The organism is Chitinophaga sp. CF418, assembly GCF_900142925.1.
Taxonomy (GTDB): Bacteria; Bacteroidota; Bacteroidia; order Chitinophagales; family Chitinophagaceae; genus Chitinophaga.
On record NZ_FRCN01000003.1, the window covers coordinates 387,305 to 407,373 of the forward strand.

At 45.3% G+C, this 20,069-nt stretch carries 20 protein-coding genes; 7 read left to right on the forward strand and 13 right to left on the reverse strand.

Annotation, left to right across the window (positions count from 1 at the left end; all coding sequences use genetic code 11):
• The first annotated feature begins 38 nt into the window (after positions 1 to 38).
• A complete protein-coding gene (coaA, locus tag F3I09_RS09230; protein WP_149694740.1) occupies positions 39 to 980 on the forward strand; it encodes a type I pantothenate kinase in 942 nt (313 codons plus the stop codon).
• 16 nt (positions 981 to 996) lie between these two features.
• Positions 997 to 1,572, forward strand: coding sequence for a Crp/Fnr family transcriptional regulator (locus tag F3I09_RS09235; RefSeq protein ID WP_149694741.1), 576 nt, complete (start codon positions 997 to 999; stop codon positions 1,570 to 1,572).
• Between the two features lie 25 nt (positions 1,573 to 1,597).
• On the opposite strand, the gene F3I09_RS09240 is transcribed toward F3I09_RS09235, so the two are convergent.
• Positions 1,598 to 2,044, reverse strand: a complete 447-nt coding sequence (locus F3I09_RS09240) for a DoxX family protein (RefSeq protein ID WP_149694742.1) — start codon at positions 2,042 to 2,044, stop codon at positions 1,598 to 1,600.
• A gap of 174 nt (positions 2,045 to 2,218) precedes the next feature.
• Here F3I09_RS09240 and F3I09_RS09245 point away from each other — a divergent pair, with 174 nt between their 5' ends.
• Both F3I09_RS09245 and F3I09_RS09250 read left to right on the forward strand, forming a co-directional pair.
• Positions 2,219 to 2,752 carry a YceI family protein gene (locus F3I09_RS09245; protein WP_149694743.1) on the forward strand — a complete coding sequence of 178 codons (534 nt, stop codon included), beginning with the start codon at positions 2,219 to 2,221 and terminating at the stop codon, positions 2,750 to 2,752.
• 8 nt (positions 2,753 to 2,760) lie between these two features.
• Positions 2,761 to 3,156, forward strand: coding sequence for a hypothetical protein (locus tag F3I09_RS09250; protein WP_149694744.1), 396 nt, complete (start codon positions 2,761 to 2,763; stop codon positions 3,154 to 3,156).
• Positions 3,157 to 3,803: 647 nt separating this feature from the next.
• Here F3I09_RS09250 and tssD read toward each other — a convergent pair.
• The 5 genes from tssD to F3I09_RS09275 form a co-directional block, all read right to left on the reverse strand.
• Positions 3,804 to 4,190, reverse strand: coding sequence for a type VI secretion system tube protein TssD (tssD, locus tag F3I09_RS09255; RefSeq protein ID WP_149694745.1), 387 nt, complete (start codon positions 4,188 to 4,190; stop codon positions 3,804 to 3,806).
• A gap of 115 nt (positions 4,191 to 4,305) precedes the next feature.
• Complete coding sequence (gene tssO / locus F3I09_RS09260) at positions 4,306 to 4,818, reverse strand: type VI secretion system TssO (protein ID WP_149694746.1); 513 nt, start codon at positions 4,816 to 4,818, stop codon at positions 4,306 to 4,308.
• A gap of 21 nt (positions 4,819 to 4,839) precedes the next feature.
• On the reverse strand, positions 4,840 to 6,015 hold the full coding sequence (locus F3I09_RS09265; protein WP_149694747.1) for a hypothetical protein: 1,176 nt from the start codon (positions 6,013 to 6,015) through the stop codon (positions 4,840 to 4,842).
• Between the two features lie 84 nt (positions 6,016 to 6,099).
• The gene (locus tag F3I09_RS09270; RefSeq protein ID WP_149694748.1) at positions 6,100 to 6,960 is read right to left on the reverse strand and encodes a TssN family type VI secretion system protein; all 861 of its coding nucleotides are present in this window, start codon (positions 6,958 to 6,960) and stop codon (positions 6,100 to 6,102) included.
• A gap of 74 nt (positions 6,961 to 7,034) precedes the next feature.
• Positions 7,035 to 7,988, reverse strand: a complete 954-nt coding sequence (locus F3I09_RS09275) for a type VI secretion system baseplate subunit TssG (RefSeq protein ID WP_149694749.1) — start codon at positions 7,986 to 7,988, stop codon at positions 7,035 to 7,037.
• 181 nt (positions 7,989 to 8,169) lie between these two features.
• On the opposite strand from F3I09_RS09275, the gene F3I09_RS09280 reads away from it, so the two are divergent.
• The 3 genes from F3I09_RS09280 to F3I09_RS09290 are packed head-to-tail and all read left to right on the forward strand — an operon-like array spanning position 8,170 to position 11,495.
• On the forward strand, positions 8,170 to 9,207 hold the full coding sequence (locus tag F3I09_RS09280) for a PKD domain-containing protein (protein WP_188133747.1): 1,038 nt from the start codon (positions 8,170 to 8,172) through the stop codon (positions 9,205 to 9,207).
• A gap of 17 nt (positions 9,208 to 9,224) precedes the next feature.
• Entirely contained in the window at positions 9,225 to 9,656 is a 432-nt protein-coding gene (locus tag F3I09_RS09285; protein WP_149694751.1) for a GPW/gp25 family protein, read from the forward strand.
• Positions 9,657 to 9,665: 9 nt separating this feature from the next.
• Entirely contained in the window at positions 9,666 to 11,495 is a 1,830-nt protein-coding gene (locus F3I09_RS09290) for a type VI secretion system baseplate subunit TssF (RefSeq protein ID WP_149694752.1), read from the forward strand.
• 49 nt (positions 11,496 to 11,544) lie between these two features.
• Here the strand turns inward: F3I09_RS09290 and F3I09_RS09295 are convergent, their stop codons facing one another.
• The 7 genes from F3I09_RS09295 to F3I09_RS09325 form a co-directional block, all read right to left on the reverse strand.
• On the reverse strand, positions 11,545 to 11,766 hold the full coding sequence (locus F3I09_RS09295; protein WP_149694753.1) for a DUF4276 family protein: 222 nt from the start codon (positions 11,764 to 11,766) through the stop codon (positions 11,545 to 11,547).
• On the reverse strand, positions 11,763 to 12,854 hold the full coding sequence (locus F3I09_RS09300) for an AAA family ATPase (protein WP_149694754.1): 1,092 nt from the start codon (positions 12,852 to 12,854) through the stop codon (positions 11,763 to 11,765). Before F3I09_RS09300 ends, F3I09_RS09295 begins: the two co-directional genes overlap by 4 nt.
• A 349-nt stretch (positions 12,855 to 13,203) precedes the next feature.
• Positions 13,204 to 14,247: a lytic transglycosylase domain-containing protein gene (locus F3I09_RS09305; protein WP_149694755.1), complete on the reverse strand. Its 1,044-nt coding sequence runs from the start codon at positions 14,245 to 14,247 to the stop codon at positions 13,204 to 13,206.
• Positions 14,248 to 14,259: 12 nt separating this feature from the next.
• Positions 14,260 to 15,129, reverse strand: coding sequence for a hypothetical protein (locus tag F3I09_RS09310; RefSeq protein WP_149694756.1), 870 nt, complete (start codon positions 15,127 to 15,129; stop codon positions 14,260 to 14,262).
• Positions 15,130 to 15,219: 90 nt separating this feature from the next.
• Entirely contained in the window at positions 15,220 to 16,596 is a 1,377-nt protein-coding gene (locus F3I09_RS09315; protein ID WP_149694757.1) for a DUF5458 family protein, read from the reverse strand.
• Positions 16,597 to 16,619: 23 nt separating this feature from the next.
• Positions 16,620 to 17,066, reverse strand: a complete 447-nt coding sequence (locus tag F3I09_RS09320) for a hypothetical protein (protein ID WP_149694758.1) — start codon at positions 17,064 to 17,066, stop codon at positions 16,620 to 16,622.
• Positions 17,067 to 17,115: 49 nt separating this feature from the next.
• The gene (locus tag F3I09_RS09325; RefSeq protein ID WP_149694759.1) at positions 17,116 to 19,569 is read right to left on the reverse strand and encodes an AAA family ATPase; all 2,454 of its coding nucleotides are present in this window, start codon (positions 19,567 to 19,569) and stop codon (positions 17,116 to 17,118) included.
• Between the last annotated feature and the right edge of the window lie 500 nt (positions 19,570 to 20,069).

Genomic DNA, 20,069 nt, shown 5'->3' on the forward strand with positions numbered 1-20,069 from the left:
AAACAGGTACCAACACGTAAACTGGCAACAAAATCTTCATGACGAGGAATAATTATGCTCCCTATATTACAATCAGCAGGGAAGAATGGGCGAAAAGGAGTGACGATCCTATGTTACACCTACTGAATGACATCGACACGCTGCAGGGCCTGAACGAGCCGCTGACAATGGACGAGATCACCCAGATATATGTACCGCTTTCCCGCCTGCTGAATCTGTATGTGAGCAGTGCGCAGCGACTCCATGCTGCCACAAACAGCTTTTTGGGCAGTCAGTTCCTGAAAGTGCCTTTTATTATCGGCATAGCCGGTAGCGTGGCTGTGGGCAAGAGCACAACGGCCCGCGTGCTGCAACGTTTGTTGTCAGCCTGGCCTAACCACCCCAAAGTGGACCTGGTTACTACAGATGGGTTCCTTTATCCCAACCGGGTACTGGAGCAACGGGGTATTATGAACCGTAAGGGTTTTCCTGAGAGCTACGATATCCGCCGCCTGATACAGTTCCTCGCCAATGTTAAATCTGCCAGGGAAAGGGTTTCCGCCCCAGTATACAGTCACCTGGAATATGATATCCTGCCTAACCAGTTACAATGGATAGAATCTCCTGATATTGTGATCGTGGAAGGCGTAAATGTATTGCAGGTAAGACCAAGGCAGCAACAAAGCGAGCCTACCATCTTCGTTTCCGACTTCTTTGACTTTTCCATCTATGTGGATGCGGAACTGCAGGACCTGCAACAATGGTACATCGCCAGGTTCAAGTCCCTGCGGCAGACAGCTTTCCAGAACCCGGATTCCTACTTCCACCGGTATGCGCACTTATCTGATGAAGAATCAGCAAAATTTGCCACCAATATCTGGAATGAGATCAACAAACCCAACCTGGAGCTGAACATTATGCCTACCCGTTTCAGGGCCAGCCTGATACTGGAAAAGGGCAGCCATCATTTTGTACAGTCGCTGAAACTAAGAAGGATCTGATTTAAAATACTGCACGATGCCAGATATCAACCAGGTAAAACAGGCATTATTACAGCTTGACAAACATTCGGAGGATAACTGGCATTTATTTGAGCCGTTACTGCAACCAGTGGAGTTCAGTAACGGCTCTTTTCTTGCCCATGCGGGCAGGATCTCTTCTGCTATCTATTTTATAACGTCGGGTATTGTACGGGTATTCACGGTACACCAGGACAAGGAGGTATCCCTCGATTTCGCATTTCCCGGCCAGTTTTCGACTGCCTACGCCTCTTTTATTACCCAGCAGCCATCCATCGTCTCGTTGCAGGCTATAACGCCTGTAAATGGCTTTGCCTTCTATTATGCTGATCTGCAGGAACTGTATAAAAGAAGTCATGCGGCAGAACATACCGGCCGTTTGCTGGCAGAATACCAGTACGTCCGTAAATATCAGCGGGAACTAGCCTTTTTACAATACAGCGCCAAAGAACGGTATCTTCAGTTGCTGGCGGAACATCCGCAGGTAGTGCAGCAAATCCCCATAAAATATATTGCTTCTTACCTGGGCATAGAACCCGAGAGTCTGAGCCGTATCAGAAGGGGGCTTGCATGAGGTGATGATGACAAGCACGATGGCGTCAGCGCACACACCACCACACCCACGCAATATAAACAGGTTGAAAGGCCAGCCTGCTCCAGGTATACCAGGCTTTTGCCGGTAGTCCGCCGGGAGCCGGCAATTGTTTTACCGCCACATAAATATTCGCCGGGAACATGAGGATCAGCAGTCCGATCAGTCCCCATGCTGCATACATCCTGACACCAGGAATCAATAACCCTATTCCCAATACTATTTCGAGTACGCCGCTGATCAGTACCAGCTCCAGTGCATATGGCAGCCAGCCCTCGATCATGTACGTCAGTTTCCGTGGTGTGGCAAGGTGCATAAAGCCTATCAGCACAAACATAACAGCAGCAGCCAACCGGGCATCATGCTGCCATTGCTGCAGCCAGGGAACATTGAATAAATGGCCTGCCAGCAGTAATATTAACCCTATTGATAAAAGTCCGGAAAGGAATGCCATAACCTTGATTTTGACACAAAGTTCCTGTAAAACCCCGCCCGCCGGACTAACATTTGTTAGCTTTTACCCTCCGCCAGGCAGCACTTATTAACATTTATTTATAGGTATCGTTTTTGCAGTAGAGTAATTATCCGATTACATTTGAATTACACAATCAATTTAATGAACACTACAATGAAAAAAGTATTTTATCCGTTTGCGGCTGCCATCATTTTGCTGGCTTCTGCGTTCACCTTTGTATCTTCACAGAACTGGAAGATCGCAGAGGGGCACTCCATTAAGTTTTCCGGCTCGGGCGCCAATGGTATCTTCAGGGATCTGAAAGGACAGGTAATATTCGACGAAAAGAACCTGGCCGCTTCCAAATTCGACGTGACCATTGATGTAACTTCCATCAATACCGGCAATGGTTTAAAAAATACACATGCTAAAGGCAGCAAATGGCTTGATGCTTCGAAATATCCTACTATTCATTTCATTGCATCAAAAGTGAATAAGACAGCGGCAGGTTATGAGGCGCAGGGTGAACTGGAACTGCATGGTGTAAAGAAACCGTTCACTGTTCCGTTTACTTTCGCAAGAAACGGCGGAGGAGGTACTTTCAATGGTAACTTTGATGTAAACCGTGTAGACTTTGGTATTGGCGAAGCTGGCGGCAGGGTTGATGACGTGTTCAAATTAAATGTAACCGTTCCCGTTACCCAATAAACAATTACATGTTTAAGAAATATTTCTTCACCGGATTGGCAGCGGGCATATTCTCAGGGCTTGCTGCCTTTTCTTATTACCGCATCTACGTTACTGCACTGGACGTTTCTTACGTTAGTATCGTATCGCCGGCAAGTATATTCAGTGCTTCCCTGTTTGCCGGGATGTTGATTGCGTTGTTTTCTTTTTGTATGGATAAACTATTCAAAAAAGAAATGGAAACTTTAACCAGCCTCCTACTTGCTGGTGGCACGCTTGTCAGCATCATCATTCCTTTTATGATCAGTCTTCCCTTAGATGTGGATCGGCCTGAATTGTTTCCGGGCCTGGTTGTGCCGATGCAGTTATTTCCAGTGCTTGGCTGGTTTGCGTTAAAGCCTTTCTTTAGCAATTGGGGTAGATGAACGTTCACACATTGCGTTATAATCGCATCATTGGGTTAATCCAATAATTGACATACTTATTCGGCATCCACTCCGGTTTCATATAGTATCCGGTCTGTGCCCGCTTGTAATGCTATTAGACATTGGTAAGCAGGATGAATATTGATGCATTGGTCAGCAGCACCGCCGTGCAGGGAACCGGGCGAAGGCCCGTATACTATATGAAACCTTCGCTACTTCCTGGCTCACCCTTATATTTAAAGCTGCTACTGTTTTTGAGCCTGTTCTATAAATAACTCCCTCTTTCATATCCGGCTTAAAAGAAATATCCACGCAAGCCAACAGGGAGTAAATGGACATTAAATGAATAGTAAACAGAAAACGGACGGTAAACTGGAATAGGTGGAATGGTGCTTTTAGTTCAAGATATAAAGAGCAAGGTGGTTTAAAACAGAGATAACTGCCGTGATCCCACCTGAAACCGCAGCATAACCCAATCAAAAAAATATCACAATGATAGCTGAACCTCTAAGAGCTGGAATATAATTCTATCACTATAACCCGCAACATAAATCAATCACAAAAAGAAAAGGAACAAAAACCAAAAAGCCCCCGCGTTATCCGCGAGGGCCATGGCATAATTTCGTTAAGCTAACAAATCATACCACTCATACCCATTCATTGATATGGGTGCCACTGCCCATGCTCAATTCCCGGGCAGAAATGGTGAATGTAACGGTCATCGGGCTCTTGTCATCCGAGTCAAAAGACTCTTCAAACTTTACCAGATAACCTTCTTTAAAATTGAGTTTTTTCAACTCGGCATCAGAATCTCTTTTGAAGAATGTAACGGTGCCATCTTTTCTTTCAAAGTTGTTCACCATCCATTCAAAGAGATCTGTTTCACCAGTTGATTCGACAACGAGACGGATGCGACCACCACGGGTTATTGATGAGGGGCGGCCGGTAGCGTCTACTTCCTGTGTGAGATCATAGCTGCAATGTTTTACTACCATTTTTTTGCCAGCTACTTCAAAGACTGATTTGAAGGACATGATGGGTTAAATGTTTAAGGTTTGCAATAAAGAATTAACAAATGAAGCTAACTATTTAAGTATTTATCTATGTTCCAAATTTAAATTAATCCTTTAATACAACCAAAAATTTAACTCATCTTGATCTCATAATCTGTCTGTTATAATCAAGTTCATTCCTCGTGGTTTCCAGTTCCCTGTTGAGGTCTGCAATTTTCTCTTTCAGTTCTGCAATAGTCTGTTGTGCATTCTGTAAACCTCTCATCTGTTGTTTGCTCTGTTGAATGGACAATAAATTCTGAATAATATTATTGTACAGCCCGTAGTGCGTTACTGATTCTTTGGGGATGGTATTACGCATATTTACAAGATCCTGTGCAATTACCTGGTCCATGTAATTGGCATTCTGATTAGGCAGATTAATAGAATCAAGATTATTCTTTACCTTCTCCATCTTCTGCAGAAAATCTCCCTGAAAGGCTTGCTCCTGGCGGAAAGCGCTCAGTTGTTTACGCAGCGCTGTGTTCTCTCTCGAAGGTACCTGGAAGTTGAAGAATACGGCCAGTACAAAGAGCCCTACAGTGATAACGAAGAAAAGCAGGAACCATAGGAAGGCGGACGTTCTCTCCTGTTTGTTTAGTACACGCATGTATTATATAGTTTGAATAAATTAATCTGTGAAGAACCATCTTTTGGTCTTGTGTTTGCGCAGGTATTCTGCATCTTCGGCAGACTCCTCTTTCACGAAGATGCCACTGTCTGTTTTGCGTCCGATATAATCCAGTCTGCTCAGGCTTTCAAACAGTTTATTAACGGCACGGACAAACGGGACCATGGGTTGCAGACATTCCCTGACGTCAATATGTTTATAGCGGATATTAGCACAATTTACCATGAGCGTTTCCAGTTCACCCTGCCGCAACTCACACCACTCCGAGAAATAGTTCAGCAGCTCTTCCTTGCCTGTGCCTGCACGAAGATCAACTGCATTTTTTATAGTGCGCGCCAGGCCGGCCACTACTTCCAGCATTGCTGCGGGCGACTGATACATACCTAACCAGCGGAACTGTGAAATACGGGTGCCCAGGTATTGTACAAGCCTTTCTGTTATATATAGCACTACCTGTGCCAGATCATTATTCTGATTCCTGCCGTAGATCTTCTGTACGATCTGTACGCCATGCAGTTCCAGCTGACCAAGGAACTGGTCCAGCTCCTGGTGCAGGTCTGCCAATGCAGGATGAGCAGACACAATACTGGTAGGTGGTATATAATCGTCATCCAGCTGAGGTCGTCCATCTGTAACGGAGATACGGCCCAGTACCATCTGATAACTGCCCAGCTGTCCCTGTGGTAACTGAGATACCGGCTGAACGAACAACTGGTACTCAGGCGTAGCATACGGAAGGCGGGGCGGATCTTCATGCAGCAGCGGTTCTCCGCTTGGCTGACGGTCAAAGGGATTCACCTGGATCATGATATAGTAAGCTCCTTCTGTATGTTGAGGGTCCCAGCTGAAAGTTGCTTCAGGGAACGTCGTTGCATATTTCAATGAATGCACGGTATGCTCAGGAATCTCGATACGGGCGCCACCCGGAGTAACAGCACGGCACTCCGTCAGCTTGATTCGCCACTGATGCTGATTGTCTGTTACAAACCAGCAACGGAGAGACTCCTTGTTTTCTGCTTTTGCCGGCAGTAGTCCATAGTTCTGCGCATGCAAACCGCTGGAGATAGCATCCCGGATCTGATCAAGCATTGCATTTTCTGTTTCTACGAAATGCTGCTTCTTTATTTTCATTCCATCCACCCAGTTAACGGGAAAATGTTTGAGCGGCTCTGCCATGGGATGATTGTTTACGTAAGAAATGATTGTTTACATACATATATAAGGGATCAACTGCGCAGGTCAACTACTCCTATTGATCATTCAATTATTGTTCAACATAATCCTGTTACAAATGATCACACTATTTTCCTGCATACCATTCATGAACACCGGTTTCTCAGGATCCAGCGTACGGGCTATTCCCAGCCATTTCGATTTGAGATGGAATACCCATCCATAAGGTTGTCCGTTCTTGTCCATCACATCTATCGGTGTATTTGGATAGCGGTCGTTGTAGTCATTTACAAAATGATAGAACAGGTCACCGAGATCCATCTTAATAGGGGTGCGTGCCCTGAAATAAGTGCGGTCGCCGTCTTTACTGTTCTTCTCCAGTTCAAACCCTATTACGATCAGGTCTCTCATATCATCTTCATTCACTTCCGGCTGTTCGTGATAGGCCGGGTACTGCCACCACTTGTGTACTTTGGCAGGTATAGCCATCATCTTTTCAAAGGTCTTGTACACGAAGGTCGGTAGTGCGAATGCGAGGAAACAGGTCAGCATCGGGTAGTACAGGAAATCTCCTTTGGTGAAAAGGAACTGCACCAGCATAAAGCCTACAGCGCCAAACAGACAGATGGCCAGAATAAAGGATAGTTCAGAGCCAAGTGTGCGTTCATTTGCCCAAAACCGTGTATACATAATGTGGCAATGGGCAATGCCAAGACCGAGGAACCATACCTGGTAAAAGAGATACTGGCTGACCAGATTCTGATGTGTGAACAGGAAAGGAATGGAGCTGATAACTGCAAATACGAGCGTGAGCAAAAACAGATACCACAATGCCTTTTTCTTATATAGGGTAAAGTTTTTAATATAACGGCTCAGCAATCCAACTATCAGCGATCCGATCGCTAATATTGCAGCTAATACAAGATAAATTTTCGCTTTAAGTATCATAGTTTTCCAATTGGGAAAAGGGTTAAAACAGTTTACAGAGCCAACATTACATGCAAAAATAGTTCCATTTAAGACTACAGGAAAAAATTATATCCCATAATTCCCTCTTTATATCTGCTATCGGCCACAACTACTTGTTTCTCATCAGGGTGGGGCTCCAGCAAAGTTTCTACTTCCACGTCCGCAGGCATCAGGAAGCCCAGACAAGTCTCCAGCAATTTACCATAAGGCTGCCAGGAAAGGAAATCGTATACCCGGTGATGTTGCAAAGGGCCTACTTTTACGAGTACCCTCGGCATATCGGTGTAAAACAGGTTGCCAGTCATTGTATCTACTCCCAGCCTGCACTCTCCCAGGCCGGTCTGATTGCCGGTGAATACGGCTACGGGTCCATTCTCACGGGAGATCTCCACCCGTTCATCCAGTATAGCCTGTAGGTATAATTGTACCAGTGACAGATTACCTGCTATACGATGAATATACGGCAATAACCTGATAAGTTTATTAACCGGTCCCCTGGGAAGCCCCTGTGGAATACCCCAGAAAGAAAGGAACAGTGCATCGGCATCTTTTCCGAAAGCATCAAACAACAGGTGTTTCTCCCGTTGTTCCAGGAATACCCGCTGTAGGAAGAATTCATGTTCCAGCGGACGGAAGAATTTACGGGCTTCCTGTTCCTCCTGCTGATGTTTCTTATAGTTCGCCACCATTTCACTCACGTCCTGCTGTTTCTGCGGCGAGAAGGTATGAAACAGGCCTTCCGGTAAGCGGTCGTACAGCCCATCGCGGGAGAGCGTCAGGGTTACAAATGGATGATATGGTTGTGAGTCATCCAATTGTGCATCTAAAATATCTTTATTAAAAGCTCTTGTAAAAACGTTCTTCATCTGTACTGCCACTTCAGCTTCCTGTACATGATTATCCAGCAGCTCGCCTACCACTACTTCAGCGCGCACATCATAATGCAGACGATGGATATGATCGATTACTTCTTCCAGCACTGCGGCTTTTTGGGCATTATTTACCATCAACGGGTTAATTTAGGTTTTTCGATTAATCAGGGTTTTATTTCAGGCTTTCAACCAACACAACAATTATTAAAATTTCAACTACGAATGTAGGTTGTTTACTCATTTATCTAAAAAAATATTTAAAATTGCAGAAATTGAAAAACCCATGACCCCGCGCAAGACCCAAAATGAGCGAAAAGTGAATTCGTACACGCCCTTCAGCAAAATTACAAGCCATATTGACCCGATGGTATTGTATACATTCCTGTCACTACTGGCTATCAGCATAGTTCTGCTGGCATTCCAGGCGTCTAACCGGGAAACCTGTAGCGAAGCTGCCATTGTATTGGCCAGTCAGCAGCATGCAGGCAAAACCAGTTCATTTACAGCCGGCGAAGTGATCACGTTCAGAGCAGACCTGAAAGGCAGCAGCAATGATGGACTGAGCTGGGATTTCGGTGATTCTACAGCAACAGCACCCGGCTTACAGGTGTATCATGCCTTCAGCAAAGCGGGCAGTTATACAGTGACCTTACGCCGTGGCAAATGTGACTGGCGCCAGGAAGTAATTGTCCTGAATGCCCCTCCCGAGAAAGAACCCGATACCAGAGGAGACATTTACCCTGTCATAGAAGGCCCGGATGAAGTGTTTGTCGGACGGCCTGTGACCTACTCCAACCATCTGCCTAACGCTACCAGCTGGTCCTGGCAGTTGCTGCAACCCAACGCAGAAACCCATTCAGGCAACACAGTTAAGTATACTTTCGGCTCTCCGGGAGAGCGTATCCTGTCATTGATCGTAAACGGGGATAGCAGCAAAATGGTGACAAAACGTATCACCGTGTTCAATGCTCCTGCCCAACGGCCCTCAAACGACCATTTTGAGCCTATTCCTTTCCCCGAAGAGACCAAACCAGCTGATCCATCAGCCGGAGCACCTGCGGCGCCAGAAAAGCCTAAAACACCTGCTATTTCGGATGACGAGTTTAAGTTCTTCCTGACACAGGTGATCGATAAGCAGAAAAATGCCTCCGACTTCTCGCAATACCTCTGCGATAATCTCGGGGCTCGGGTACTACTGAATGATAAAGACACCGATACTTTTTCACATTTCTGTTCCAGGATCCGTGGCAAAAAACGGTTCAAAATAGAACTCGTGAATCTGATCAAAGATCAGAACGGCTGCGTGAAAGAGATCCGCGTGAGATATGATAAGAAATTCCTTGGTATATTCTGATCATTTACACAACCTGTATGAAAAATCAGTATTATAAACTGCCATTGGACTTCTCCCGCATCCTGCAAAAGAAGGACCTTCCTGACTGCAGCCTGGAAGATTCCGTGGCCCAGCACATACACCTGCTCATCACTACCGTACTTGGGGAGAATAAAGACGATCCTCAGTATGGGTGCAAGTTGTGGGACTCGGATTTTGACATCCGGGCATCCAACAACGAAGTGAAAGAACAGGTAGAGATGGCTGTAAAAGCTTCCATCTCGCGGTACGAGCAACGGTTAACACAGATCAGGGTAATGGCCGTCGTCAGCCAGGAAGAGCTGACCGGCTTCAGTACACGTAAGGTCAAGAAGAAGATCAAAGTGACCATCACCGGTACGCTGTCCCGCAATAAAACACCATTCCACTACAGCAGCTTCTTCTATGTAAGCCCGCTGTCTTACGATTAAAGCCATATCATGCCCAGAGAACAAAAAGAACGGATAAAAGACCGCATGCTGAAGACAGCCGCCAGGCTTTGGGGTTATCCCGATGCAGAAGTAGAGTCTTCCTTCGACCCCATTGTGCAGTTATTACTGGAAGCCTGCGCCAGTGAACTTGAGAAGATCTCGGGCGAGGTAGATGTATCACATGCGCGCCTGGTGGAGCGACTGGCCCAGATCATGATGCCGGAGCCCATCACCAGCAGTCAGCCGGCCTATGGTATACTACATGCCTCCAGCAATGAACCTGCTACCGTTATTACGGCTGAGCATCAACTTTTCCACACATTGAGGAACGGATTCAATTCAAAGGACCTTTTCTTCATGCCCCTGACCAGGCACCGCCTGTTCCGCGGGCAGATCAAATACATGGCCATCGGTAATAAACTGTTTGAGACCCGGGAACATTGGTTCAAAGAACAGGTATTACAAGGCGTCCTGCAACCAGACACTCCTACCAATCACTTATGGCTGGGTCTTTCACTGGAAGGGAATCCTTCTCTTGAAGAGCTGTCCTTCTTCTTTGATCTCAGGAATATCCATCAGCAGGAAATGTTCTATTACTACCTGCCACTGGCCCGTTTCTTCCTGGGCAATACCGAACTCACAGTAAAAAACGGTTATAGTCATAGCCGTGACGCTGCCTCCGAAGAGCTTGATAGTATTATGCAACCTGCCTTCGATACGAATACACGGTATAGTCAGCAGATATTACAACGTTTCAGGCATCATTTTCTCACCATCAGCAAGCCGGCATCACTTCCCTCCCAGCCTGCAACACCTGCTGCCCTGCAACAGGTATTCGGACAAGGGCTATCAAAGCTGCAGCCAGACATTCAATGGATCAGGGTTGAATTTCCCGAAGCCATCCGGCACACATTACTGGAAGATCTGTTCTGCAATATCAACTGCTTCCCTGTTGTCAACAAACGTATCAATGAGCAGTCGCAACGCCTGAATCGTTATCTCAACATCATGCCATTGCACACATCAGATATTTACTTCGACATAAAACGGGTACATGATGTAGCAGGGACAGATTATCATGTCCGCAACTTCACCACTACCGGTGAAATGCAGGAAGGAGAGCTGGTGGTACGTAGCAGTGGTATCGGCAGATTTGACTCCCGCGAGGCCAAGGAGATCATTGCCTATCTCATTGAAGTGATCAGGGATGAAAGCTCTCTCTTCGAAGAAGTGCGGAATGATTATGTTGCCAGCCGTATACGTGAACTACATCAGCTGATCGCCTCTCTCGAAGAACAATTGCAACCAGGCACCAACCGGGGCAACATTCCCTACCTGATGATCAAACCAAGAGAAGACGCAGACTTCCTGTTCATAGAGTTCTATACGACCAATGGCAGTATCGCCAATAACATACGTATGGGCACCCGCTTGCAGGAGTATGGCAGCGTACAGTTACAGCCAGGATCCATTACCTTATTGTCCAACACACAGGGTGGTAAGGACCGTCTCAGCATAGATGAGAAGATCAATCTCTACCGTTATCACCTGCTCAGCCGTAACCGTATTGTCACACCTGAAGACATAAAAGCGCTGTGCCGCTATGTAATCGGCAATGAGCTACGGGAAGTGACTGTATCAAAAGGTGTATCTGTACTACCCGGTACCGCTGAAGGTTACAGCCGTACTTTGGATATCAGGCTCACACTCTCCAAACCTTCCAGTACATATGCTGCCGGGAATCTCGTTTATCTGAAAGATGAGTTGCTGTCGCAATTGAAAGAGCATTCAGCGAATAATTATCCTTACAGGATATTTATGAATGAGATGTTGATGTAAGGTGAATTTCTGAATTCCGACCTGATTTTCAACAAGGAAAGACGAGGGGTTATTTTAATTGTTCAAGTGTTGTTAGCCATTGATTGAAGTGACTACACTCTTTTCTTAATTTAGCTAACCCTATTTCTTTAAGAATAAGTATGCCATCATCGATCTTATCGTATGAGTCGCATAAATCCAGTATCCTTTTGGAGGGAGCTGTTTGCGGCAGGATATCTGATACAAACCGTTCTTCAGAAAACCCTTCAGCAGTAACATTCAATCTTATCATGGATTCCCTCCTATTACATTTTTATCCCATAAATCGCCTAATGAATAATCATTAAGCCAGGATTCAAGCTTTTTAGTATCCAATCTTTTAAATATCGTTGCACCTTTTTCTTTTTCTACAACGATAATGTCTTCCGCATCAAATTCATTGACAAGACTTACAGATTGTGTTGATACTATTACCTGAGTTCTTTTAGACGCCTTCTTTAACAAGCCGGCCAAAATAGTAATTGCGGTGGGGTGAAGTCCAAGTTCGGGTTCATCCAAAAGGATCAGTTGGGGCAGTGTTTTCTGGAGCAATAAGGTAGCCATGCAAATAAATCTTAGCGACCCATCTGATAATTCATGTGCAGTGAATGTTTTATCAGAAAATATATCCTGCCATTCCAACCTTATAGTATTCTCATTTAGTGGATTGGGTTTTAAAACAAAGTCTTTAAAAAAAGGAATTACCAATTGAACTGTTTTTACAATTCTCTCATAGTATTCCGCCTGGGTTTCTTTCAGAATAAATAAATACGCAGCTAAGTTAGAAGCATCCTCCAGCAGGAAATGTATATCAGCAAGAGAAGCATATTTTTTTACTCCCGCCGATTCACTGGTATCATGAAAATGATATACTCTCCAATCCTTTAAAACATCATAGACGTATCCAGCTATTTTGTCTCTCTTGGCTATCTCTGATAGTTTGCTTTCATCTTCAGACATAGCTATAGCATTTCCCCAGTATGGTGCATTATAATCATCTCCCCAGAAACCACAGTACTCTCTGGATACAATCAGACTATCACTTCTGGATGGCTGTAATGTTATTTGGTATAGATTGGGACGAAAATCAAGAGAGATCTTTATTTGTTCCGTTGTTTTACCTCCATAATAAAGCAAATTTTCAGCACCGACTTTCTTAGAAGTATCCTTTAACCTCAGATCTATAATATTTCTTAAAAAACGAAACAGCGAAATAAAATTAGTTTTTCCTGCTCCATTTTGTCCAATCAACACGTTCATGTCCCCAAGAATCACTTCCTGGCTTTCTATAGATTTATAACCATCTATGCTGACCTTATTAAGTTTGTGGTAATCTGCCATAAATAACTGCAATTCCAAAATACGAAGAAATGGTCTTAAAGAAATATAAACTTCATTTGTAGCACTTTAAGCATTCAAGTATTTGAAATAGTTACAAATATAGCAACAATTCTTACCCTATGCCAAATTTGACACAGTAAACAAATCGGGATTCAGCATCAAAAACCAATTATTAAACAAACTATGACAAGACAATAAAAACAGCAACCTTACATCCCTATTGGATGCCCAGTGTAGCGGCGGTTTCAGGTGGAGACCACTGGCTGTAGTAGCTTCAAAGAACTACAGCCAGTGGGCCCACCTGAAACCAGGCGAAACCTGAAAGCGGAACAAAACGCAGGTTAAAAAACTAAATCTTCAACAACCTCACATCCTCCCCCGACTTCAACGATCCCGCCGGCACTCCTTTACGCCCACCCGCATCGCACAGCGTAATCGTATTCCCAAAACCAAGATCCACATAAACACGATCGCTCACAATCCACCCCCTCCCCGACAGCTTAGTATTCTTCCGTATATACACACCATTCGCCTGCAAATCATCCAGCAAAAGAATACTCACCAGCTGCCCATCCTCAAAGCTATTATTCTGCTGCAGCCGGGCAGCAAAAACAGCCGCTGCCACCGGAGCCTTACTTCTGGATTTAACATCCACTGTAATACGGATAGACTTAAAATCTTTACTAGTCGGTGTTGCCCCCGACGAAGGTTTGGAAAATACAGAAACATTCACATTCTCCTTATTGAACACATTATATCCGAACCCCGGAATATATAACTCCGGACTTTCGAATAATTGCTTAATTGCAATGATCTTGTAAATATATTGAGCAGTCTCGTTGTTCAGCATTAACTGATAATAGTCGCTACTCCCCTGCTTTTTGATATTATGGGATATGTTGCCCGCACCGGCATTATAAGCAGCAGCTGCAAGCGTCCAGGAATGCAGCTGACCATAAAGCTGCTGCAAATAACGGCAGGCAGCATGTGTGGATTTCAGGAGATGGTTGCGTTCGTCGTTATCATATCGCACTTCCAGTCCCATAGCTGCAGCTGTAGCCGGCATAAACTGCCAGACACCTTGCGCCCCCACAGCAGAAGTGGCATTGGTAAAACCGCTCTCAACGACCGGCAGGTATTTAAAATCTTCAGGTATATTGTACTGATGTAAGATGGGAATAATCACCGGGAAGTAAATATCAGTCTTAGCTTTCAGCACCGGTAAAAAGTTGCGGTACTTGAGATGTCCTTTGATAACATCCATTAACTTGTAAGAAACAAAGTCACGCTCCATTGGCACAATCTCTCCGCAGAAAGTCACCTGCTGCGCAGTGCCTGTCAGTGCAAAGAGGCAAAGACAGCCAACAAACAATATGTGAATAATGGTACGCACGTGAATAAATTACTATTTGCTGATCATATACTTTGGCAAGGCGCTCACGGGTGTATACAGCACTACCTGGTTTTCGGTAGCCTTGTTGTACATCACCAGGATGATCTCATCATCCTTTTTGAAATCCCGCACAGCGGCAACAAACACAATATTTTCATCCGCTTTACCGGCAATAGAGGGAACTCCTTTCCTGTAAAGCACAGGCATTGTGAACAAACCGGCGGTATCTGCCTTCGTCTTGTGCATCAGTGTTACTTTTCTGATCTCATAAGCTTTCCCTGAACGATTCTTTATATGAAAGCTATAATATACGAGGTTGTTGAGGCTCATCGCCTGGGAAAAGCTCAGCGTAATGCCATCGGCGCTTGTTTCATACTGGTGACCACCTTTTCGCTGCTTCCTGAAATCTTCTGCAATGTTGCCAACCGTTACCGTATCAATACCAGATGCCGCTATAGCTGCATCATCGCTCTCCGTGGAATTATCCTCAGGTTGCGACAAAGTGGTATTACTTCCTGAACTGGTATTGCTGGCACCTGCCTTGTTACCACCTGCAGAGAGATTGTATTTCAGGCGTGATAATTCTGCTCTATCACGGAATGCCAGTATCAGGTAGTGTATATTATTTCCTTCCCTGATCACCAGATTGGTAGCTTTAGGATTGGCTACTGTTGGCCGTATGAATACTACGTTACCATCTACTATGCGATAATCATAATCTGAATTCTTACCATCTCCGATCTGAAATGTAGTGATTGCTGATCCACAGGTAATAAGGGTGACAGCGCCTTTAGTTGTAATAATGCTATCTGTCTGTGATTGTCCGAGCGCATTGCACCATGACAATAAAAAACAGAAGACGCCTGTTAAGACATACTTCATCTGATATTCTTTTCCTTTCTTTAATTTTTATAATGGCGAGAAACAGTGAAGCTGAAAGCTATGCGACCATTCAGCTTCACTATTTTCATATCAGGATTTATCCTGTTCATATTCAGTATCCCATTCTGTTGCATCTTCCCCTTTATGACCTTCCATTTTAATCATGAAATTCTTGGCAGGAAAGTATGGTTTCAGATGTATATTGAGGTGAATACGATCTTTCTGAATAGGGTCCTGTTCAAACTTACGGACGTTAAAGTCTTCGATCAGTTTCTCAGGTCCGGTAATACTGTCGAGGAAACGAATGATCTGTTTCATCAGGTCTTTACGGGTATTCGCATTGAAGTTCTCGAAAGCACGACGGTTCAGGAAGTCCATCAACACTTTGGTCACATAGTCAAATACACGCACTACTGAGTAGGTCTGCAGACCAATATTATCACCATTGAAAAGGGTCTTGGCGCTGAAGGCCATTACCTTGCCGTATTCTTTTACCATGGGGATCAGTCCCATCTTTTCCAGGCTGGCTATTTCACTCTTCTTCAGCTCAAACCTCACACCATCCACTTCATTCATGCCACCGAATTTCTTACCTGCGGTTACCTGCGACATCAGCGTTCTGTATACCTTACCCGCCAGTGCACCGGATGGAGGAACATAGAGGTTATCCTGTTCATTGATCTCATCAAACTTACCGCGGCCTACCAGCCAGTTACAGGTCATCATGACGTTGGAACGGTGTATTTCACCTCCGGTCAGGTTCGCGATTTCAAACATCTCCATCACATCATCAGGCGCATCGAGATGAGAAAAGTCCGTCACCAGCATCACTTTATTTTCATAAGCGATCTTCGCCCATTTCTCCAGCACTTTGTTGGAACCGAGATAACCGGGTACAACGAGCAGACTGTAGTTGTCACGCAGATCGAGACGGTCATAATTGCTGACCAGCTCCTGGTGAATGGCGTCGATAAAGCGGGTGTTGTCCAGATCTTTCATCTGGTCCGGTTCCACGTTGATGAAGGCAACGTTTTTCACTTTATCCGATTCCGTATTCTTAAAGAAGAGTGCAACGTTACGATAAGATTGTTCGAGCTCACGGGTTGATTCCACTGCTTCAGCCAGGTTATTGTTCAGTATTCTTTCCGCCTGTTCTGAATGCTCTGTACAGTAGCTGACCATATCGGGCAGGTCCTGTGCTTCGGTCAGCACTTTCTCCCAGAGTTCAAGGGTCTTTTTCAGTTTATCTCTTTCTCCTTTTTTGGAGCTTTCTGTTAAAAAGATATTACGGCGTGCCTTACGTTCGGGGCTGAGGTTTTGCACCCCTTCGATAGTGCCTTCCAGCAGGTCAAAGCCCCCGTATTTGGTCAGTATATCTAAATTTTCCTGCAGAGACGCGGGTTGCTGTTTCGCCGCCGCTGTTTGCGGCACTTCCTGCTGCTCCTGCTGTTTTTCTAATTCTGCCATAAGAACAAGTTGTCAGTTGTCAATTATTTTGTTTTCAAGTCTGCCACCAGTGTCCGGATAGTTTCCAGTAATGCCTGTCTGGCAGCGGGATCAGCCAGGGCTGCCTTTAACACTTTGTTTGTCTTCAGATGTTTCATGATCTTGAGGTACTGTTCCTTTTCAGTAGCGAGATTATCCAGGAAATCACTCTGGGCGGTAATACCCTTTACACCGAAGTCGCCGAGGTTGTGGAACTCCAGATTTTCGGGAATAGTACGGCCTTCCGCATCGTGGAACAGCATGTTCACTGCAGGCTTGTAATGTTCGAATACCGCTTCTACAGTAGTTAATCCCTGCACGATTTCCGGTTTAACAGGTGTTTGCTGGGTTAACTTTTCAGCAAACAGGGTCCGGTTATGAGAGATCTCAACAATGGCCTCATTGGCGTCGAGTTTCACCTCGTTACCACCAATACCGTAATTGTCATTCATATCAATTGGTTTTTACAACAATAAATGTTCTATGGTCCTTCTTCTGCTCCTAAACTTCCTGAGCGCCGGTATACCATTGCAGCGTACCCTGAGCGTCTACATCCAGCTTAACAGTCATGTGGGGTTGCAGGCTACCTTCTATTATCATACGAGACAAGGGCTTCCGTAACCTGCTACGGATCACTTCTTTCAATGGACGCGCGCCGTACTGTGGCGAATATCCTTCTGCCGCCAGTTGTTCTCTTGCGGCAGCAGATACCTCCAGGGTGATCTGTTGCTGTGCGAGTAACTGCAGCAAATGTTTAAGGTGAATATCAAATATCTTTACCACGTTCTCCTGCTGAATAGGGCCGAATGGTACGATCTCTGTCAATCTGCCCAGGAATTCGGGTCTGAAATTCCGTGACATGATCTCCATCAATTGCTGAGAAGCTGGTATCACTCCCTGTCTGAACGACTGGGCAATAACGTCGCTTCCGATATTGGAGGTGAACAGGACCAGGGCATTTGAAAAATCGCCGGTCTTACCCAGGCGGTCATGCAATTTGCCCTCATCCATTATCTGCAGGAAAATATCAAATACTGATGGATGCGCTTTTTCTATTTCATCAAACAGGACTACGGCATAAGGCTGCTGACGGATCTTGTTTACCAGCAATCCCCCTTCTTCATATCCAACATATCCCGGCGGAGCGCCATATAGTAATGCCGCCGAATGTTCTTCTTTAAATTCGGACATGTCAAACCGGATCATGCACCGCTCATCCTGGAACAAGAAGTCTGCCAAAGATTTTGCCAGTTCCGTTTTACCGGTACCGGTAGGTCCCAGGAAAAAGAATGACCCTATCGGCTGGCCGGGCCTGCTGAGACCGGAGCGTGATTCCAGGATAGCATCAGCAACAGTTTTCAATGCATGATCCTGTCCTACTACCCGCTTCCGCAATTCGAGGTCCATATTCACCAGCCGTTCCCGTTCTCCCGACTGGATCTTACCCAGCGGGATACCCGTGCTTTCAGCGATCATGGTAGCCAGGTCTGTAGCTGTAACCGCCGTATGCTGCGTTTGCACCAATGGCTCCAGTTGCGAGACAATATTGTTCAATGCAACCTTTAATGCAGGCACATCATCGATCTTATATACATCCTGTTCTATCTGTAAACGGGTGGTCAGTAATGCGCTGAAACGTTGCATGCATTGCTGATACCACCACAGTAATTCTTCCCTGTTATCACCTGCTGCTTCCAGTTTTACCTTCAGGTCTTCCAATGTCTGTACCCCGGTATCCTGGGTGGTGCGTATGGCCGCCAGCGTACGATCCAACAGATTAACAGCGCTGTCCGGCAAGCTACGTTCCTTGAGATAGCGGCGGGACAATTTAATAGCTTCCGTAACCACATCGGACGCTACCTTCAGATTATAATAGCTTTCATAATCCGGCATAACAGCCTGTATCATTCGTGCAGCCGTTGGCTCATCGGGCTCGGATAATTGTATGATCTCAAAGCAGTGGCGCAGTAATCCATCCGGCTCTATCAGCTTGCGGAAACCTTCCGGGGTGCTGGTAGCAATAAGAGTAATATCTCCCTTGTTCATGGCAGCCTTCAATACGTTACCAATGCCCCCCGCGGAACCTGGCTGTTTGTCAAGCAGGGTATGCAGATTATCGATGAATAACACATGCCTTCCGGCACCCTGCAACTGTGCGATGATCTGTTGCAGGCGATCTTCCAGCTCATTCTTATACGCAGCGCCTGCGATAAATGCCCCATAATCCAGCGCATAAATATCCGTCTGTTGTAGTTGCTGTGGCGCCTGTTTATTGACAATAGCACGGGCCAATGCGTCAGCCAGTGCCGTTTTACCTACACCTCCGTCACCTGTTACGAGAATGCTGGAACGTCCTTTACGGGTCAGTATCTCAAACATGGAACGCACTTCGGCATCCCGTCCGGCAAGTGCATGTTTGGCTTGCAGGCGCTGAGGATCTGTAAGGCGATAGATATATTTATGCGCAGTCGTTTTACCTGTAACAACCGTCGTTTTAGGTGCAGTGCTATTATTATCTTTTTTATTAAAGTGAGTGAGCAGTTGTGCTCTCTGCAACGGGAATGTTTTTAACTGTTCAAATGAAAAGCCTACCCCAGGCGTGCTAAGTGCTACCAGCAAACACCAGGCATCAGCAGTGTCAAGATCATATTCAAGCCTTACAGCATCTGCTTCCTGCAACACATTTGCAGCGTAATCATCCGCCTCTGGTTCCTCTGGTGAACGGCCCGCTTTGGGTATACTGTCCAGCCTCACCTCTGCCCATTCTTCCAGATAGTAGGTGTCAACATCCATTGCCTGTAACTGTGGAACAAGACCGGTTTCTTTATGCAGACATGCCAGTAGCAGATGAGCGGGCGTATAGTTCACATGGTGATGTTCTTTTGCCAGCGCCTGTGCAATGCGTATTGCAGCCTGCACCTCAGGTGCATATATGGTATACGTAGTCAGGGTCATTTGGGTCGTCCAGGTTTTTCAGTTAACTGTTTAAGGGTTACATAATATTACATAAATCTGTTACTCAAATGTAATATCGGGTTTTTATTAATCGAAGTAAAGATACTGCGAAAATGTATATGAAATATTTATTACGCACAGGAAAGAGGGATTAATATATTATACCATTTGTAAGTATCGTGTATACATCGTTTATACAGCTGTAACAGGGAATAATTATAGAAAAAGAAAGGTGAACAGATGATAAAAATAATGCAGGTGTTGGTTTGTTTTAAAGAGTAACAGCCGTCCGATCAGGTTACCACGCACATGGGGGCAAAATTGGGCCACGTTACCATGCCTTTACCATACCTTTACCATGCCTTTACCATGCCATTAAGATGTTGACTTGATCAGACCTTATACACGACGCATCCCTGACGTATACCCGACGCATACGTGAACTTAAACCAAAGTATAGTTGTATCCTGGATCAACAACCTCAATCCGGTTGGGATCCG

Bases quoted from the DNA above. Each gene is read 5' to 3' on its own strand.
- F3I09_RS09250 (WP_149694744.1), top strand. From the start codon at position 2,761: ATGTTTAAGAAATATTTCTTCACCGGATTGGCAGCGGGCATATTCTCA.
- F3I09_RS09240 (WP_149694742.1), bottom strand. From the start codon at position 2,044: ATGGCATTCCTTTCCGGACTTTTATCAATAGGGTTAATATTACTGCTG.
- tssO (WP_149694746.1), bottom strand. From the start codon at position 4,818: ATGCGTGTACTAAACAAACAGGAGAGAACGTCCGCCTTCCTATGGTTC.
- F3I09_RS09295 (WP_149694753.1), bottom strand. From the start codon at position 11,766: ATGATAAGATTGAATGTTACTGCTGAAGGGTTTTCTGAAGAACGGTTT.
- F3I09_RS09265 (WP_149694747.1), bottom strand. From the start codon at position 6,015: ATGGCAGAGCCGCTCAAACATTTTCCCGTTAACTGGGTGGATGGAATG.
- F3I09_RS09290 (WP_149694752.1), top strand. From the start codon at position 9,666: ATGCCCAGAGAACAAAAAGAACGGATAAAAGACCGCATGCTGAAGACA.
- coaA (WP_149694740.1), top strand. From the start codon at position 39: ATGACGAGGAATAATTATGCTCCCTATATTACAATCAGCAGGGAAGAA.
- F3I09_RS09275 (WP_149694749.1), bottom strand. From the start codon at position 7,988: ATGGTAAATAATGCCCAAAAAGCCGCAGTGCTGGAAGAAGTAATCGAT.
- F3I09_RS09245 (WP_149694743.1), top strand. From the start codon at position 2,219: ATGAAAAAAGTATTTTATCCGTTTGCGGCTGCCATCATTTTGCTGGCT.
- F3I09_RS09285 (WP_149694751.1), top strand. From the start codon at position 9,225: ATGAAAAATCAGTATTATAAACTGCCATTGGACTTCTCCCGCATCCTG.
- F3I09_RS09320 (WP_149694758.1), bottom strand. From the start codon at position 17,066: ATGAATGACAATTACGGTATTGGTGGTAACGAGGTGAAACTCGACGCC.
- F3I09_RS09315 (WP_149694757.1), bottom strand. From the start codon at position 16,596: ATGGCAGAATTAGAAAAACAGCAGGAGCAGCAGGAAGTGCCGCAAACA.
- F3I09_RS09310 (WP_149694756.1), bottom strand. From the start codon at position 15,129: ATGAAGTATGTCTTAACAGGCGTCTTCTGTTTTTTATTGTCATGGTGC.
- F3I09_RS09270 (WP_149694748.1), bottom strand. From the start codon at position 6,960: ATGATACTTAAAGCGAAAATTTATCTTGTATTAGCTGCAATATTAGCG.
- F3I09_RS09325 (WP_149694759.1), bottom strand. From the start codon at position 19,569: ATGACCCTGACTACGTATACCATATATGCACCTGAGGTGCAGGCTGCA.
- F3I09_RS09235 (WP_149694741.1), top strand. From the start codon at position 997: ATGCCAGATATCAACCAGGTAAAACAGGCATTATTACAGCTTGACAAA.
- tssD (WP_149694745.1), bottom strand. From the start codon at position 4,190: ATGTCCTTCAAATCAGTCTTTGAAGTAGCTGGCAAAAAAATGGTAGTA.
- F3I09_RS09300 (WP_149694754.1), bottom strand. From the start codon at position 12,854: ATGGCAGATTACCACAAACTTAATAAGGTCAGCATAGATGGTTATAAA.